Source organism: Bradyrhizobium sp. BLXBL-01, from assembly GCF_051853025.1.
Classification (GTDB): Bacteria; Pseudomonadota; Alphaproteobacteria; order Rhizobiales; family Xanthobacteraceae; genus Bradyrhizobium.
In genome coordinates, this window is sequence record NZ_CP182471.1 from 2,438,779 (window position 1) to 2,455,962 (window position 17,184).

At 56.4% G+C, this 17,184-nt stretch carries 12 protein-coding genes; 5 read left to right on the top strand and 7 right to left on the bottom strand.

Features of this window, described 5'->3' with window-relative positions; translation table 11 throughout:
• Positions 1-46 precede the first annotated feature (46 nt).
• Positions 47-253, bottom strand: coding sequence for a cold-shock protein (locus ACNJYA_RS10985; protein WP_439402854.1), 207 nt, complete (start codon positions 251-253; stop codon positions 47-49).
• Positions 254-1,466: 1,213 nt separating this feature from the next.
• Between ACNJYA_RS10985 and ACNJYA_RS10990 the strand changes: the two genes are divergently transcribed.
• The gene (locus ACNJYA_RS10990; protein ID WP_439402855.1) at positions 1,467-3,485 is read left to right on the top strand and encodes an ATP-binding protein; all 2,019 of its coding nucleotides are present in this window, start codon (positions 1,467-1,469) and stop codon (positions 3,483-3,485) included.
• A gap of 981 nt (positions 3,486-4,466) precedes the next feature.
• Here the strand turns inward: ACNJYA_RS10990 and ACNJYA_RS10995 are convergent.
• Positions 4,467-5,726: a HipA domain-containing protein gene (locus ACNJYA_RS10995; protein WP_439402856.1), complete on the bottom strand. Its 1,260-nt coding sequence runs from the start codon at positions 5,724-5,726 to the stop codon at positions 4,467-4,469.
• The gene (locus ACNJYA_RS11000; RefSeq protein ID WP_439403428.1) at positions 5,723-5,950 is read right to left on the bottom strand and encodes a type II toxin-antitoxin system Y4mF family antitoxin; all 228 of its coding nucleotides are present in this window, start codon (positions 5,948-5,950) and stop codon (positions 5,723-5,725) included. The genes ACNJYA_RS10995 and ACNJYA_RS11000 overlap by 4 nt, the downstream gene beginning before the upstream one ends.
• A 387-nt stretch (positions 5,951-6,337) precedes the next feature.
• Here ACNJYA_RS11000 and ACNJYA_RS11005 point away from each other — a divergent pair, with 387 nt between their 5' ends.
• Both ACNJYA_RS11005 and ACNJYA_RS11010 read left to right on the top strand, forming a co-directional pair.
• Entirely contained in the window at positions 6,338-7,417 is a 1,080-nt protein-coding gene (locus ACNJYA_RS11005; protein ID WP_439402857.1) for a nucleoid-associated protein, read from the top strand.
• On the top strand, positions 7,417-8,403 hold the full coding sequence (locus ACNJYA_RS11010) for a GTP pyrophosphokinase (protein WP_439402858.1): 987 nt from the start codon (positions 7,417-7,419) through the stop codon (positions 8,401-8,403). Before ACNJYA_RS11005 ends, ACNJYA_RS11010 begins: the two co-directional genes overlap by 1 nt.
• Positions 8,404-9,028: 625 nt before the next feature.
• On the opposite strand, the gene ACNJYA_RS11015 is transcribed toward ACNJYA_RS11010, so the two are convergent.
• The 3 genes from ACNJYA_RS11015 to ACNJYA_RS11025 are packed head-to-tail and all read right to left on the bottom strand — an operon-like array spanning position 9,029 to position 13,726.
• A complete protein-coding gene (locus ACNJYA_RS11015; protein WP_439402859.1) occupies positions 9,029-10,696 on the bottom strand; it encodes an MBL fold metallo-hydrolase in 1,668 nt (555 codons plus the stop codon).
• Between the two features lie 4 nt (positions 10,697-10,700).
• Complete coding sequence (locus ACNJYA_RS11020; RefSeq protein WP_439402860.1) at positions 10,701-12,569, bottom strand: hypothetical protein; 1,869 nt, start codon at positions 12,567-12,569, stop codon at positions 10,701-10,703.
• Positions 12,570-12,571: 2 nt separating this feature from the next.
• A complete protein-coding gene (locus ACNJYA_RS11025) occupies positions 12,572-13,726 on the bottom strand; it encodes a patatin-like phospholipase family protein (RefSeq protein WP_439402861.1) in 1,155 nt (384 codons plus the stop codon).
• A 300-nt stretch (positions 13,727-14,026) separates the two neighbouring features.
• Between ACNJYA_RS11025 and ACNJYA_RS11030 the strand changes: the two genes are divergently transcribed.
• Entirely contained in the window at positions 14,027-15,097 is a 1,071-nt protein-coding gene (locus tag ACNJYA_RS11030; RefSeq protein WP_439402862.1) for a hypothetical protein, read from the top strand.
• A gap of 61 nt (positions 15,098-15,158) precedes the next feature.
• On the opposite strand, the gene ACNJYA_RS11035 is transcribed toward ACNJYA_RS11030, so the two are convergent.
• Positions 15,159-15,308 carry a hypothetical protein gene (locus ACNJYA_RS11035; protein ID WP_439402863.1) on the bottom strand — a complete coding sequence of 50 codons (150 nt, stop codon included), beginning with the start codon at positions 15,306-15,308 and terminating at the stop codon, positions 15,159-15,161.
• Between the two features lie 424 nt (positions 15,309-15,732).
• Between ACNJYA_RS11035 and ACNJYA_RS11040 the strand changes: the two genes are divergently transcribed.
• On the top strand, positions 15,733-17,154 hold the full coding sequence (locus ACNJYA_RS11040) for a hypothetical protein (protein ID WP_439402864.1): 1,422 nt from the start codon (positions 15,733-15,735) through the stop codon (positions 17,152-17,154).
• Positions 17,155-17,184 lie beyond the last annotated feature (30 nt).

The following is a 17,184-nucleotide window of genomic DNA, read 5'->3' on the forward strand; positions in this document are numbered from 1 at the left end:
GGCAGTCGAAGCAGCGATAGCTTCTTCTGTCCCTGAACTGCCGAGATCATCCTATACGCAGATTTTCCGCGGACACCTTGCCGGAGCTGCCCGTCTTGACCTCGAAGCTAATCCGAGCGCCCTCAGCAAGAGCGGTGTAGCCGGCCTTCTCGACTGCCCTGATGTGCACGAATACGTCGGCTCCGCCATCATCGGGCTTGATAAAGCCGTAGCCCTTTGTCGCGTTGAACCACTTTACAATACCTGTTGCCACTACAGTATCTCCAATTCAAACAATCGCGATCTATCTATTGTTTGCAAAGGGATCAAGACCTTACTCGAGCGTTTGAAGCATCGGGCAAAAAGGGACGCCTGGCTTTTGAAATTGTCAACGAACGGCAAAGCGCGGCTCATCGGTAAGGTGTGTGGTTCGCATTGGTCTCATCGCGACGCGATGGTCCTACGATAAGCTTCGATCATCGGGGGGACGTCGACCGTATAGCAAGGTGGGGCAGCTCCACGAGGCCGCGGGCACACACTTCGTCCGCCACAAGCCCTGCCGTGGCGCATACGATCGTCCGGACAAGCACACGGCCTTACAGTTGCGGGATACTGATCGCGGCGTGCCTTGATAAGAATGGCCGCGATCCGCTGCGGCTGTCAGCGCAGCCTCTAATTCGATGTTTGGTCTATCGGCATGCCTTTGCATTCGGGGCTTGACTGAATCCCTATCGCCACCGCTCGGGACCCTCAACAGTCCGAGTTATGATAGCGATTTCGGATTGTGATCAGCGTACACAATCAATCGCTATCGGATTGATCCTTGCACCGGTGTATGCGTGTGATGTCCCTGCGGAGGCAGAACATGCCGCGCCGCGATGCCGATCGCGATGACAACCCATGCACCGATAAATTCCAGCAAAGTGGACCACAGTTTCTGGGCCGTATTCGTGATCGAAAGCTTCGCTCGTAGACGGCTGCAGGTAGTTCGCGTTCCTGTAGAGCGCCTTATCTTTTGACCGACCAAACTATGCTGCCTGATGCCCGTAGTTCTTTGACGCTGAAACCTAAGCTGAAATGAACTTAAGCTGCTCGCGCATGATCCAGGACGTGCGTGAAGGGCTCGACCGCTAGTCTTGTGTAATGTCCCCAACAACTACGTCCTCTCCATCGTAGTCTGAAATTAGACGCGTGACTGGGTTTCGAGCCTGCGTTTTTCTATTCGCCGTGCAGTAATTATGCACCTTTACGCACGTCGCGCGCGAAGCGGTCCGGACTGGGATATCTCCCAAGGGTCGATGTTGTCTCCCACTTGTCGACCGGGCATCGAGACTCTGTGTAAAAACCGCTATCAGGTTGACTTTCCGTCCAATTTTCAATTGATAGTTGCTCATTCGGACTGACGGTCTGAGCGAACTTTGGCTTCTCCAAACGGGTCATGCCGAACAGCAGGCCTGACGCCAAAGCATCGACATTAGGAGTTGTGAATGACGGTTCTTGAGCTCAAAGCGCAGCAAGACGCTTTGCAAAAGATCGCACCCACTCGCGACCCAATTCGAGCCATTGCCGAGTTTGTCTGGAACGCACTTGACGCAGACGCCACGCAAGTTTCGGTTGAGCTAAACAGGAACGCTTTGGGCGGACTCGACGCGATAACCATTCGCGATAACGGGGAAGGGATCAGTCGAGAACGCGCGCTTGCTGATTTCGAAAATCTCGGCGCATCTTGGAAACGTAAACGGCAGCGAACGAAATCCAATCGCGCACTGCATGGAAAAGAAGGCCAAGGCCGGCTGCGGTTCTTTTCAGTGGCGCAACGGGCCCGATGGTCTAGCATCTACCGAAGCCAGAAAGGGCTGCAAGGACTAATTATCGAAATCGATGCCGCGCGGCTGCACAAGTCAGAAGTGCGTGAAATTGGAGATGCTGATATTGGCGCCGCGACGGGAACGACAGTCGAGCTCAGCCCTCTCAAAGACACATTCGATTTTCTCACAGGAGAAGAAGCGCGAACCGATTTTGCCGCCGTCTTTGCTCCATATATTTTGCAATATCCAGATGTCGAGATAATTTTTGACGGTCGCGTCGTTGATCCAATCGCGACGATTTCCACATCGAAGGAATTCGCTCCGCATTCCGTCATTTGCCCGAACCGAACGGTCAAGAACCTCTCAATAAAAGTTATTGAATGGAAGCACAGCGTTGGCGGACGGAAGATTCATTTTGGTGGACAGAGCGGAGTAGTTCTGGGTTCGCTACCCGCGAATGTCACGGCCCCCGGATTTGAGTTCTCAGCATATGCGTACGCGCCATTCTTCCAAGAGATCGCTGATGCGCATTTGCTTGAATTCGATGGGCTCAATGATGTCGATTTCCTGCGAGTCGTTGAGCACGTCCGTGACAAGTTGGGCGACTACTTTCGTGCGCGGCAGGCTGAGCGCTCGAGCGAACTTATCGATGAGCTGCGTAGCGCCGGAGTGTACCCGTACGAGGGGGACCCGAAAACAGAAGTCGAGAAACGTGAGCGCCAAGTATTCGACATCGCGATTCATGCGGTCTCATCGTATTCTCGAGAATTCAAACGCGCCGAAAACCCGCTCAAGAAGATTACTCTCCGACTCCTTCGCGAGGCCGTACGGCACAATCCGGAAGCGATCCACAATATCCTGCATCACGTTTTCAATTTGCCAAAGAACCGGCAGGATGAATTTTCGAGCCTGCTGCAAAAGACCAATCTTGGGAACATCATCTCGGCATCAACGCTGATTGCCGATCGCATCGTCGCGCTCGAAGTCCTAAGGAGCATGGTTTTTAACCCCGCGCACAAGCGGACGGTAAAGGAGCGCGGAGAGCTTGATGTTCTTGTTCAGGCCAATACTTGGATTTTTGGAGAGAATTTCCACATCACGCTCGCCGAGGCTGGCCTTACTCGTATCATGCAGCGAGTCGCCGAGGAGCTTTCTAACCGCAACAGTCGACGGCGAAAAGTGACTAAGCTTGACGGATCGATAGGGCGTGTAGATTCGTTTTTGGGGCGGATCGTGCCGCATCAAAATCGAATGCATAGAGAGTTTCTCCTGATCGAACTTAAACGCCCCTCTCTCACCATCGGCCGAAAAGAAACAGATCAGTTGGAGGACTATGTCAACGCGATCAGAAAGCAGCCAGACTTCACCCATACGTCAACATATTGGAATTTTTATCTGGTCACTGGCGATTATGACGACTACGTCAGGGAGCGCATCACGCAACAAGGACGTCCCGAGGGCATTCTGATCGCCAAAGATAACTACAAAGTGTGGGTCAAGACGTGGGCTGAGCTCATTCGCGAATGCGAGGCAAGACTGCATTTCATATCCGAGAAGCTGCAGGTCGAAGTTAGCGACGAGGAGATAGCGCGACGAATTGCGCAGCTTAAAGCATCGATTCTTAGGCAGGAGCACGAACAGCTGACTCCACAAGACTTAGACTTGGCTCACGAGTCAGCGGCGGAGCCCAGTGAATAGGCAACAAGCAGAAGCCGGCGAGGTTTGAGTCCTGATATTGAACACCTCGAGCGCTTCGGGGTGCACTCGGTAAGAGCGCAGCCGAATCCTAACAGTGCTTGTCTGGGTGAGAACTTGCCGAGGTAACTCGCCGTTCAATCGTCGCGCTACCAACTTTAGCTTGGGCCGCAGCTCTGCATGCCTCGGCTTCAAAGAACTGTCGGCTACAGCAGCCTCGCTGCGCCGGCATCTACGCGCCTCATGGGAAGAGACTGAGTAATGGGACAAAGTTGCGCGAAACGATGCTACCTGCGGCCGCGACGCGCCACCGGTCTTGACCGTTGCCCGTGATCACCTCAACGAGAACGACCGATATGGATGAGAATTGTGGGAAGACGAATGTGACTGACCAAGCGAATGGCTCGGAGTTGCCGCCGGCCTTGCATAGGTCATCAAGACGCTTTGCATGGCTTTTCGCGTTCGTGGCCGTCTCCCTCGGCCTGTGCGCTGGGGGCGCCTATTTCGGGACCAATATCGAAGGATGTTTCGAGACGTTGTCGGCGCATGAGGTCGCCCCGACGCCGGGGTTATCACCTGAAGATAGCGAGGCCCTTTCCGAGGTTCGGTCAGGGCAACAGAAAACAAGTAATGAGATTGCAGAGCTCAATCGCAACATTGGTGGGCTACAAGCCGATTTGAAACGAATGGCGGATCAGATGGACGCGCTAACCGCGAAGATTGAGTCTTTGCAAAATCCAGCCGTCCCTGGCTTTGTTCCTCCTGCTCTCTCGCCTCCGCCAGCCCATTCCGTTTCGAGGCCTATCAAACGAGCAGCCCAGCCCTCTAAGCCAGAAGGGCCGGTCTCGGTCGGCGGCGCGCCACTGATCTCGGACCCCGGCACGGAGCAGCGTTGATGTTCGGATGACTTTCTCGTGGACGGCTTTCGCAGGTGTGGCACATTCGTCTGGAGGCCCGAGCGCTGGCCCGGTTACGTCGGCTGTTTCACGCCTTCTCTGTAATTCGCAGCAGATGAGAGGCGCGGGTCTCTATGGCGGTCCGGACCGTCTTGAGAATCGCGTGGGTGACGCCTGCCTCTTCCAGCTCCATCAGGAGGCCGTCGGCCGCGGTTCTGATCCTGTCTGCCGATTCCTTGATATCCTTGACGAGCAGACGTTGTGCGCCGCGTGTTGCGGGCACGAGTGTTAGCCAGTGTTGCAATTGAATCGTATCCGGGACCGAACGCCCGCCAATGGCCATGGCGAGCTTTTTTGCCAGCCGCGGGTAAGCCGCCGTGCAGACGACGTCATAAAGCGGGGCGAGGTCCGGCACTTCGCCTCGATAAAGCAGGGCATAGTTCTTCCCATGCGCGTCGGAATTGCCGACCAAATAGTGAAAGATCAGCATGCGGATGAACTGCAGCCGGTCGGCTGCCGGTCGTGCTGTGGCGCGATCGATGAGGTCGAGTGAACGCTCGGTCCCTGGTCCTCCCTCCTCCTCGTATTTGAGCTCCGGAGGAACGCTCAATGCCTGGCAGAAATCCTCCTGATGCAGGCGTGAGATGGTGCCGTCGTCGCGTCTTGAACGGTCGTACCGTTCGACCAAAAGGAATGAAATGCCTCCCTGCCGTCGCATCTGGACGTTAGGCACAGGCAGCTTCAGTCGTGCAGCGAGGCGCAGACAGAAGAGTTCATTCTCGACGCTGCCCTCCAGTGCCTGAATGAAGGGCTTCAGAATGTGCGTGGTCGGCCGGCCCCCCTTGGCGAGCCCGATCGTCTCTCCCTCAAGGCAAACGGCGAGCTTATCCTGCACTCCGGCGAGCGAGAGCCGCACGCCCTCCTCTCCGCCCAGGAGGGGCCGCTCGCGGAGCTTGCCCAAAATTTCTTCGAGCCGGGCAGGAGTCAGTGCTTCGACCCCATCGGCGTCGGAGGATGGGGGAGCCTGACCGGCTGGATAGAGCGACAAGGCGCCTGCGCATTCCCCACCGATCACCTCAAGGAGGCCGAAGGCATTTCCCGCCGAGATCCCGAGCGCGCCGGCGAGCCGTTGCCGGGCGCCCTCGTCGGGCAGAAGGCCTGAAAAGAAGGGGCGGACAATGCGGTCCGGGTGGGGCGCCTCCTGTAGCGGCATGGAAAATGAGATCGCCCGGGGTGCCCCGCCCGCAAGATAGCCGGCGTCATAGCTGTAGGTGAGCATGCCGGCTTCATCCTGGCTGAGGGTGCCGGCCTTGACCCTGCCGAAATAGACATCCAGCAGATGGCTCATCGCGGAGTCTCCCGGCGGCTGCTAACCGAGACGGTGAGACCCAATGCGGCGGCGACCTGAAGTGCGCGACCGAGCTGGCAGCTCTCTTTTCCAGCTTCCAATTCGCGCACGAAACGCACGCCGACCCCGGTCAGGCCCGCAAGTTGTTCCTGTGTCAGGCCTTGGTCCTTGCGTTCATCCCGGATCAGAGTTCCGAGGGCTTTGCTGGTCCTGATCTTCGGCATAATCGTCCCTATCGGGACGATCATAGCAGGTTCCGGACCGAACTACATCAGAAAAGCACCGATCGGGACGTTTTTGCCGCGACTACAGGCCGTTCAATCAAAATAGCCCCGAGCGGGATGTTTTCGGATGGCTCTTAGGGGATAGAAGTTTCACGACCCGGTCGTCGACGCAGCAGAACCGAGGAAAAAGCCCGGAAATGAGGCGATTCCGCACGAAAAATACGTTCAGTCCGAGCAATATAGCTCTCCACGTGAACTGGGCGGCACCAGCAATGATAGCGAGCACGGAAGTGCTTGACATTTGTTCTTGATATGTTCTATTCATCTCACCCGGACATTGACGGATCTTTCATCTTCTGGTTGCAGTCCTAGCCAGGGGATGAGGTCATGATTTTTGAAAATTTGAACGTCAAACGAATTTCGATTCACGAGGTTTTCGAACGTGAGGCGGACCGCAAGCGCAAGCAGCCATCTTACGCCGAGGCTCTTGAGCGGCTTCACGTCGACGCTATCGCCGAATTCCGGCAGCGAGTGACCGCAGCGCTAGCTGCAGAACAGAAGAGCCTACAGATGCGGATCATTCGGCATGGACCAGGCTCCCACCTGTACGACGTGCAGGAGTTGGTCGCCGCCGCCGACACTGATTTTCTTTCCATTTCGAGGCGCGTGCCCGATCGGCTCGCCGATGTGCAGCTCTCGCAGTCCATCCCCGGCGGGGTTGTTCTTGTTTTTGACGGCACAGTAGGCGCAGGAAACCGGAGGTACGTCGGCGTCATCAAGGCTGAGAAACACTCGGGATTCCGGCGATATAGAAGCCGCGACGCGACATTCACTGAGTTCCTGGACGATTTGTTTCTTACACCCACTCAGCGACTCTACAAAATCGGCATGTTCGTTGAAGTCTCGGCAGGACTTGCTCCTCCAAATGGCTGGGATGCATATGTGTTCGACACCAATATCTCGAAAAGTCATCGCGAGGCGGCTGCGCTCTACTTCTACGATGCGTTCCTCGGTTGCGGCCTTATGGAAGACGGAGCTTACGAAACCGCTCGATTTTTCGATCTCACCAAGGATTTCGTTCGACGATCCGGTTTCTCGCGCGACCAGAAGCAGGATCTTGTCGATGCCTTGCATACATTCGTGAAGACAGAGACGGCAAATACTTTCAGTAGCAATGAATACGCAACGCAGTATCTGCCCGCCGATGCACATGATGCTTACCGAGCTTTCATGGAATCCAACAGATTCCCCTCCCGCGCCATCGTCAGGGACATCACGCAGATGGGACAACGATTGCGCAGGCGGCGATTTCGTTTCGGATCAGACATTGAGCTTTCCGTCTCTACCGATGCTCTCAATTCGCATGATGTCGTGATCGAGACAGGAGCCGCGTCAGATTTTGGGGGAGAAGGCTCTGATCCCTGGACCCGCGTGACAATCCGTCACTCAATGACAGACGAGCGATAGTGACAGAAGCAGAGTTTTTGGACCGCTGGCGCAAGGAGCTTCCAGCCTACACGGCTTGGGGCAAATTCGTCGCGCAAAGGCTTTGTGGAGCAATCGAAGCTACGGTTTCGCCTCTCGCGCTTGAGGCTTTCCTCAAGATTCCAGTCAAAGCGCGCACCAAGCAGGACGACTCGCTGCTTCAAAAAGCCTTTTACCGAAACAAGGGCTATCAAGATCCATATAGTGAAATCGAAGACAAGGTCGGACTTCGCTTCGTCGTCTTGTTGGCAAATGACGTGGACAAAGTGCAAGAGGCCATTTTGTCCATCGACGACTGGATAGCCGAGAAGGCCCGCGACTACGTGCAAGAGCAGAAAGCGCGGCCATATGAGTTTGATTATCAGTCGGTGCACTACGTACTCAGATCGCGCTTGCCGTTCCGATTTGAGGAGGTCGAGATTTGGGCTGATTTGCCTTGCGAGGTCCAGGTACGGACTCTGTTGCAGCACGCCTATAGTGAGCTGACGCACGACACCATCTACAAGCCGAATGTCCAGGCTTCTCCGGCATTGAAGCGCGCTGCCGCCAAGAGCATGGCACTCATCGAAGCGACAAGTGACTACTTTACCGCGGTCAATGACGAGATTCAGACGGCGCTGGCTAAGTCGAAGGAAACATCCGCGCTTCTCGATACCTGCTACTCCGAATGGCTCGGTGTTGAGCCAAGTGAGGGCCCGCTCCAGTCATTATTGGTCGATCACTACGCCAAATTGGTCAGTGAGAGCTTCGAAAGCGACTTTAGGAAATGGTGGTCTGAGAAAAGCTTCTTGCGGGAGATCATTCTGCAGCGACGCGAGGAGGCGGTCACCTATCGATTGTCGGCTATTCTTCTCGTCTATTTCTGTGTCTCGAATTTTCCAGCCATGTCCAAGCGAGATGCGCCCCTTCCGGATAAAGCGCTTGCTCATATCTATTCAGATTTGGGACGGTCTCTCGCTAGTTCATAGTGATTGCGTGGATCGGCGCGCATTCGAAGCTGGAGCTCCGTTGAGCTCCGGCGATTTCCTGTTGCATGCAAGATGCCCCGCTGCCGGCGCCTATATCCTGTACACAGCTGGCTATAGGGACGCGGGGATCCACAATCATGTTGTAATGTTTGCGGCCTCACGAGAAGATCCGTCGTGGCGCTCTTAGGTGCTCGGTCGCTGAGCGTGGGGTGAGATCGACGAGGCCGATAGGCTGCAACGCAAACTGACTTAGGGGACGAGCCTCGCGAATGGGCGGAAGCGGAAGATTCTACATTAGGAATGGCTACATCTACGGGCCGACAAACAGCGGTCAGTTTTACATCCGCGACAATTACATTTACGGGCCGCGCAACAGTGGTCAGTACTACATCAACAACAACTATATCTACGGTCCGCGATCGTCCGGGCGGTGGTATATCTCCAACGACTATTTTTATGGCCCATCGGATGAAGATTATCCTCCTTTTATGACCTGATCGTCGGTCAGCATGCTGCCAAGCACAAGATGAGCGAAGATTCGCGGCGCCCGAAAACCGCTAGCCTGCGCCCTTGAATCCGCATGGCCGAAACAGTCTAGTAGCGCGTTACGTTCTTTCGCTGGCGCTCATGCGAGCGGTATCGAATATTCTACGTACAGCGGTGCTATCTCCGAATGTGCCGACTTGGGACCTGCGGTGACGCGGGAGAAGAAGGCCTCCCAGTCGTCGCGACTAAGCTCGCCTGGTTTGTCCTGGCGATGATCCCGGTCGGCATGCAAATCATCCAGAGACTTGTCTGCACGCAATACTCTCCCCTTCGTTCTTTCCAACAGACGTGCCAGCAGCGAGGGGAATGGCATGTTCCAGTGCTTCGTTTTGCGAGCGAATTCCTCTCTCACCGGAATCATAGCGACAAGTTCTGGATGGGTCATGAGCTCAAGTCCATTGGCCCGCAGTGTCGCATTATGGCTGGCATGATGCCCCACCTTGTAGAGCACCGTCGCGGCGAGCAGTTTTTGTATGTCAATAGCGGCCGGGTCTTCTCGCTTGGCACCGCTCGGCCAAACGTATTGCTGCCAAGACTCCCAGTTTCCGACCTGTGCATCTCCCGGGAAGAGCAACACCTTAGGATCAGTTTTGCTTCCAAACGCGAAAGCGAGAACCAGGCTGGTGTTGTTGGTATCAGAATCGAGCTTCAAAGCGAGCTGTTCCGCGGCCCCGAGCCAGTCGCGATCGATACGCCGCCACTCTTCCCGTTCAGAAAAATAGGCCTGGTTCTGTTTCCCTGCGACTTCCGAAAGCCGGCGGAGATGCTGGTTGTCAAAGGGCATTGATAGTTCGATCGCCCTGGCTTCGTCGGCATCCAGCGCAATGGCTTCTTTCTCCAGCTGAACCGCAGCCGCCAAGTATACGCCCAGTCCGGCGCCATCCTCGGCCAGGTAGACCTCTCCCTTTCGCGGGTTGCTGCGGAGGAGGAATTTGGTGTCTTTGGGAGGGCCAAGAACGTATGCCTGGACCGGAACTTCGGCGGGCAGCGGTATCGGATCTGCGCCTGGCGTGAAGTATCTGACCTTTTTGGCAAGCCCCTTGAGCATCGTCAGAATGGCTCCAGTATCCATTCTCGCTGGGGCCGCACCTGGCGATTGACCGGTGAACGCGAGCAACTCCCTCACTTCATCGCGTTGCCCTCCGGATCTCAGCGCTCCTGCCTCTTCTTCATCCTCCTCCGGAGCGGCCGCGGCCGGCCCAAAGTGCTTGTCAAGTGTCAGCAGGAGCTGAAGTGCCTTTTGCCGTCGCGCACGAATCCGTGCCGCATCCGCATCCTTGTCGTTCTCTGTCCAGGCGAGCCACAGCTCGTCGATCTCGAACTTTCGGAAGATAGTCTCCGCTTGATAAAATCCGGACAGATGGTCCCAATGTTCATGCGTGACCACCAAGACATCGAGACGAGAGCCCGTCGTTCTTGCCAAGTCAGCGGCGATCTCGTTCATAATGTCCGCCGCTGACGGCATTCCCTGCAGCGCTCCGCAATCAATCAAGATCTTCACGTCGCGTTCTGCTCCGGCGGGAATCCTGATCAGAAAGCAGTCGCCGAGGATATTGTTGTACATGCGAACGGAGATGCGGTCGGGCTTGGCTCGTGCCGCTGTTGCCGCCGACGCTGCATCCACCGGCCTGTCGGCTCCCGCTTCGGAAGATGGAGCAGAGGAGGCGCCTCTCTTGCGCGCCGGCTTCTTATCTGCTGTTTTTCTCGCAGAGTTTCGCTTTGCTGCCGTTTTTCGTGCGCTCAACATGGCATTATCCGTTCCGATGCAGAAAGGCGAACGGCTCTTCGCGGGAATCGAGGCCGAAATAAGTAGCTCCAAGCGACTCCGTCTCACGCTCAAACAGAAACCGTCTTTGCGCTTCGAGTCGCGATACGCTCAGAATATCCTTGCTGACGATGTAACGGACTTTCGCCGAATGAAGGTCGATGATCAGCGTGCATCCGCCACGGAAGGTGAAGTCCGCAGCCCGCGACCGGTGCCTGGATGCATCGTGGCTCGCTTGCTCGTCGGCATCGCTGAAGCCTCTCCGCTCCTGGACGATCTCGACCACGAGCTGCGGAAGTTCCTCACCGTCGGGACCGATACGGCGCGTGGTTCGGACCGACTGGACATCAAAAGCGGGCGCCCCGCCATCCTTGATCGAGCGCCTGATCGTCTTCGGCGCATCGTCATCCAGCGCCAATCCCATCTTGCGCAGCGTGTCTGCCGGTAACCTGTTTCGGTCCTTCAGCCGTCCATAGAAGACGCCTGCATTGTCGATGGCTTGCTTCCAGAGATCCTCGCGGCTTTCTTTATGGCTTGTGTCAATTCCGTCGAGCCATCCCAGAGCCACGTCCTCGTCTGGCTCTCCCCACAACAGACTGTCGACTGCCAAGGATCGGCAATCCCGCGGGTAGATGCCCCTTCTTCTGAACGCCTCCACAAAAGCGATGCGGTATCCACGATCATCATCCGCGACGAGATCACTGTCGGCGGTAACGACCGCCCGCAAAAAGTCGCCGAACGTGATGTCGACAGGAGGAAGATAATCGAGAGCACGGATGCACATCCGCAGGACATGGCCTGCCGTCTTGTTTGCCTCGGCGGTCAAACGGTTCAGCAGATCGGGATGAAGATCCCGGTCGGGAAAGCGCTCGCCTTCGCCCGTAACCATCCGGATCAGATCCGCAACACGGGTTCGATAGATGGTTACGAATGCGTCGAACACCGCCGCGACAAGGATGGCGCCGCGCTCGTGCGGCTCGGTCACATGCGCAATCGCCCGCGCGTCCGGAAGACCGGTCTCCGGATCGATCTTGTCGATCCCATCGCGGAGAGCTCCATAGTTGCCGATCGCCTGCCCGAATTGAAGAGCAAGATTGCTCAGCAACGATCGCTGAGAGAGATCCCCACGTAGCCTTCCGATCTGGTTCTTGACGGCTTCCGGCATGGTAAAGTGCTGCAGGAGTGCAACAATGTCGGCAAATGCTTCGTGAAACGCCAGGGAGTCCGGATTGCTCGGCTCAAGATACATCCTGTGCATGCCGTCCAAAATCGCATGACTCATCTCGTGTGCGATGATGTCGTGCGACAGACAAGAGAAGATCATTCCGCCCGGCAAATTGTTGCCGACGTCCTCACCACTGGCCCGAAAGTAGCCAAAGAGGAGAGCTCGCTTTTGCGGGCTGTAATATGCGTTGGCCTCGCGTAGCGCATGGGGATAGATGCGGAGTCTGCCGACGTAAGTCCTTCTTTTATATGCAGTCAGATCTTCCCTTCGTGCCCACCTCCAAGCCCAAAGGATCCGTCTGCCGAGCGCGCGCTCAAAATTGCGGATGGTCGTCATGCCGATTGCATAAACCATCTGCTGATGGAATTGCGGATTGCCCTCCGAAGGTGCATGTCCGTCTTGCGCGAGCAGCTGCGGTGAGTTCAGGTCAACCGGTTCGTAAAACGCGTCACTCGCCGGGTCTACGTCTATCACCTCGAGATATTCGCCCGTTGGTCCAGGCTGAAGTTGTTCCCAGGGCACCTTGATCACCGCCGCGTTCATGGTGGCAGTTCGCAGATCCGTCGAAGCGGACGGATCAAACGCGTAGACGCGCAATCGACGGAACGCGGGAGATGAGGGCTCGCGCACGATCAATATCCACCAGCAAAAGGAAATTGCGTCGGAGGGGTTATGGTGACGCCAAGCTTCGTCTGCAGTGCCGGATCAATATGTGCACGCAGTGCTGCATCACAGATCGCATAGCCCCAGTTCATGAGCCGATCCTGTAAATTCCTGGGCATCGCCTCCAGTCTCGTCGGCACCTCAGCGAGGGGGATCGGATTGCGGGTCGCGCATCCAAGCGGATCCTGGCCGAGCTTGTAGTCGGCGAAGGTCGTCCGAATACCCCAATACGTTCCCGTGTGGTCTTTCCGTTGGAAAGAGTCGATCAGGTGCCGTTTGCGCAAGCTCCTGACCTGGTTGTCCACCGTATCAAGCACGCGCAAGGAGTGGCGTGCCCAATCCCGATGCGGGTCGGGCTCGGGAGCGATTTTCTGTCCTGCGTCACTGACGAGCAACGTCGTGTATCTCTTCGAAATCGTCTCCAGGCCGAGATTGTCGTACACCCCTCCGTCGCTCAGGATCGCCGTCTTGGTGTAGGGCTCACGATGAAGGTCGGCACCAGGGGTGTTCACGACGTCCTGTGAGATATCGAGCTCGCACGGCGACAGGATCGGAGGAAAGGCCGAGGACGCAGCCACGGCTTTCGCAAGTGGAACATCCGGGCGCTCGACCAATCCCACCCTGTAGTCACCCATGTAGTTACGCGAAAAGCGCCAGAGAGCCGCCGTCTGGATATTGGTCGCGTTTATGACAAAGCGCGGATTGCCCGGTTGGCCGTCGTCGGGGAGATCTGCAAGTGTCGCTCCCTTGAAGGCGACATCGTCATAAGCCTTTGCAACGCGGTCGCTGATAGACCCGGGCAGCAAGATGCCTCCGATGATCGCGCCGGCGTCAATCGTCGTATCAGCCATTGCTCTGACTTGGTTGACGACAATGTTGAAGTTGGTTGCAACATCGTTTTGGAAATTCAGATTCTTCCAGTTCGCACCGAGTATCCCCGCCGTGATCGAGCCGCCGGAGACGCTGGAGATCCGCTTGATTTTGCGCAGCAGCGATAGCTCGTTCAGTCGGATCAGTGCTCCGACATGGAATACCATGGCACGGTAGCCGCCCCCAGAGAGCGCAAGGCCAATTCCGTCTTCCGGTTGGGAGGGCGCTCTGTCGATGAACTCGTCCACGGACATCAGAAAAGCTCCAGTAGTTCTTCATGCTGAGAAGTTGGCTTGGCGGAGCATCCATCAATGGGCATACGGCTCCGCAATATACTTACTAAGGTACAAAGTAGGTTCTATGAAAGGACCGGAATAACGATACACGCTTCGGTAGAATTGGCAAGCAGCCGACCCATTGAGTAATGGACTCATCACTTATCCCGAGAGGCGTGCGTCGCGCACCAGCATGCCCAATAGGGTTGTCCACTGACTGCCGTTGACTCCCGGTTGTGACGGACGCAACGTAACCATTTTGGGTGATAGGAGGGGGCGGTGCGATTTCAATTGAAATGTCGGGTACGATCAGCACGTCGTGCTGTTGCTTTAGTGATATTATTGGCTTGCGCCACGGGCTGCACGCGAGGAGAGCTTGAACATAAGGCCGACGCCTACAATCAAGCCATTGCCGAATCGAACAATCGTCAAATCCTGCTGAATGCGGTCCGGGCGAGTCAACGTGCGCCGATGTCCTTCGTCGGCTTCGGAGACGTAGCTGCGACTCCGACTTTTTCGGGAACGGCCGGGGGGACCTTCAATTTCGACGTATTGGGGCTCACGACATATAATGTGAATCCTGCGGTCAATGTGAACGGCGGATTCACGTCATTCACGATGAACAATTTGAATTATGCAGCTTTCGCCCAGGAGCTGCAGCGTCCGCTGGCGCCCGGCATTGTCGAGTATTTCGATCAGCTGAAGTTTCCGAAGGAATTGGTGAAGCTGATCTTTGTACAAGAATACACGCTTGCCGTGCAAAAAAGGCAACGGATCGCCGCCGAAGCCGCGGCGAGGTGCCGAGCGAAAGCCAATCAACGCGATACTGATATCTGCGACGCAGTGGAGCGGGACCGTGAGCGATTCGAAAGCGCCGGCTGCCGAGAGTTTCCGGAAACTCATGCGACCATGACACTGCTAAATGTGGGCCGTGATCTATGTGCGATGGTCACCTTCCAGACGTTTGTAAGACAATTGCGACTGCTTGAGATCGAGCTCCCGTTCAAGCCACGTACCACCCAAGCCATCTTGTACTATCTCGGCGACCTGATCGCCGCGCAGAATTATTCGACCCATCCGTTCATACCCGAGGTACTGGTCGAAAAGGACAATCGAAGACTAACGGTTCCGCTCTTCGAGGTCAGGCGGGCCGTTCCTGCCCCCGTCGGAGCGGTCGTTGCCGTCTCGTACAGTGGCGAGAATTTCTTCATCCCGACACCTGCCTTTGGCAGCACCGAGGAGGCTCGTTCACTGCAGGTGTTGGACTTGGTGTCACAGGTGATCACTGCCGCTACCTCCAAGGACGCGCTACCAAAAACCTCGACCGTCACATTGGTGCAGGCTCGATGAATTTGGCGGGGCATCTCTGAGGCCGCGTTGTCTAGGCGGACAATCGTGCGCTGCCTGCAGTCTATATTTCGATCGCGCTGGAAAAATGCAATTTTGCTCTGCAAGAAGCAGAAATGATGCGCCGTTTTGGGGGATGATTTGCACTTGAGCGGTTCGCAACTCGTTTTCTGACGGCGCGCAACGGAGCAGGTTCGTCAGCAATATCCGTCATGACGGTCTCCAAAGCTGAAGATCAATCCCTCGTCGCCCTGGACGAGGACGGATTGCTGCGGTTTATTCCGTCAGTCTGGCGAGCGCACTGGTTGTCGCATATCGCCGAAGCGTCGATTGGCTGGTTGTCCTCGGCTCCCTTTCGCTTGGAGCGTTCCTGGGGACCTTGGTTGGCTTTTACGTCCAAGAGGCTGAGGAAAGGGGCCGAGGGCGTTGACTAAGGAATCTGGATCGTGGCGGGTAGCAGCACTCTCTCGGGTTTGCGCCTCCTTTCAATTGCCCTGGTGTAGTGGTAGTATCTATTTGATATTGCAAGTGTCACGTGTTGTTACTCAGGGCGGCGGTAATCGGAATCGCGTGGGCCTCCAAGCACCAAGACGCGGCCCGTAGAGCTCATAGTCTGATCAAGAGATTTGGGTGTACCGATGAATTGGAAGCCCGTCAGAAAGCGGATTACGGGTCTGCAAACCGTCCGTGTTGCTCATCCTCTCGCACATGACGGAGGCGCTTTGCCGTATGTAAGCCCGCTTCTCTTCAGCTGGAAGGATCTCGTCCTATCACTCGCTCGCACAACGACGATCCAGGCTGCGGTCCCAAATCTATCTCAAGAGGAGAGAATATGGCTCGCTCACTCGAACGCGGCTTGTCATGCTAAACGAATAAATCTTTTCATCAGTCCTAACAACGCCGAATTCTCGGTCACGACAAAGGTCGATATCCTTCCGGATGAAGATCTGACCTCCTTGGCGGCGAAGGTGGGAGTGGCTGTCGCAGATCTCGTGATGGAGCGCCTCGGATTTCATTGGCGAGCAAATATGCTGGAGATCGAGCTCAGCCCGTCCGTTGGCGATCCTGACTCGAAAAAGAGAAGGCCGGATTTTGTCTACGATCCTGCCTGCAAGTATGGCTTCCAGCAAAAAAGCGTTGTGGTCGCCGAAGCCAAGGGAAGCCTCTCGAGGGTACGGGCAAAACGCGCCGCGATACGTAGGCTTTCGCGCAAGGCCTTTGCGGAGCAAGTGCAGCATGTCATTGGTCAGCGAGCGCGCGATGTCGTCGTGGCCGGGGGATATGGAATCGCGTTCGGCGCTATTCCGGGCGAGCACGCCGCCGGCGCAGTAGGCGAACAGGTCTCAACGCTTGCAGTTGCCAGCCCTGAATCGATCGCCGTAGTGGCGGCGAGGGTTCAAGCGAAGATAAACTCCCTGTCAGCCGCGGCAACCTACGGGCCGCAGCAGGTCCAGAAAATTCAAGAGCAACAGGTACCGCAACAACAGCAGCAGGAGGAGCTGCGCCGGCAGCTCGAACACAATATGCATGGGCCCCGTGGCCCCGGCGGTCCTGGAGGTCCAACGGATGGTGGCCCTCGACGGGAACGGGAGCAGAGAGTTGCAAGCGGGCGCATAGCTTATGCGAACTATGAATCCGCCTTTCTCCTCTGCGGAGCCGACATAGCTGCAGGCTTCTTGCGCAATATTCTTGACGGCCGCGGAGTTGCGGACATAGGTCCGGATCGATCCGTTCAGGAGTTTTGGGTTGTAAACGACTCTAGAGGTCCGTTCTGGACGAGTTCGTCGCTGGTCGTCCCATGGTGGCCCTGGTGGGGGACCGAGCCGTTCTTATTCGCAATCCATGAAACGTCGGCCAAAGAGATTCTGCGCTCCGTAGCCGACAACCTTGAGCGCGTTCCAGACACGGTCAACCTGACGATAGCGCCGATCGACATAGGTTCGGAGCCAGACGCTGATCTCGATATCGCCATTCAGGGCGACGGCTTAGCTCTCCTTCCATATCCGCAGCCGCGGCCCGAGTATCGATACTGGGACCTGCGAAAGGGCGAGTTGGTATGAGCTAATTGCCCGAGCGACGTTGTCGAAGGG

Bases quoted from the DNA above. Each gene is read 5' to 3' on its own strand.
- ACNJYA_RS11035 (WP_439402863.1), bottom strand. From the start codon at position 15,308: ATGACGGATATTGCTGACGAACCTGCTCCGTTGCGCGCCGTCAGAAAA.
- ACNJYA_RS11015 (WP_439402859.1), bottom strand. From the start codon at position 10,696: ATGTTGAGCGCACGAAAAACGGCAGCAAAGCGAAACTCTGCGAGAAAA.
- ACNJYA_RS11040 (WP_439402864.1), top strand. From the start codon at position 15,733: ATGAATTGGAAGCCCGTCAGAAAGCGGATTACGGGTCTGCAAACCGTC.
- ACNJYA_RS11005 (WP_439402857.1), top strand. From the start codon at position 6,338: ATGATTTTTGAAAATTTGAACGTCAAACGAATTTCGATTCACGAGGTT.
- ACNJYA_RS11025 (WP_439402861.1), bottom strand. From the start codon at position 13,726: ATGTCCGTGGACGAGTTCATCGACAGAGCGCCCTCCCAACCGGAAGAC.
- ACNJYA_RS10990 (WP_439402855.1), top strand. From the start codon at position 1,467: ATGACGGTTCTTGAGCTCAAAGCGCAGCAAGACGCTTTGCAAAAGATC.
- ACNJYA_RS11000 (WP_439403428.1), bottom strand. From the start codon at position 5,950: ATGCCGAAGATCAGGACCAGCAAAGCCCTCGGAACTCTGATCCGGGAT.
- ACNJYA_RS10995 (WP_439402856.1), bottom strand. From the start codon at position 5,726: ATGAGCCATCTGCTGGATGTCTATTTCGGCAGGGTCAAGGCCGGCACC.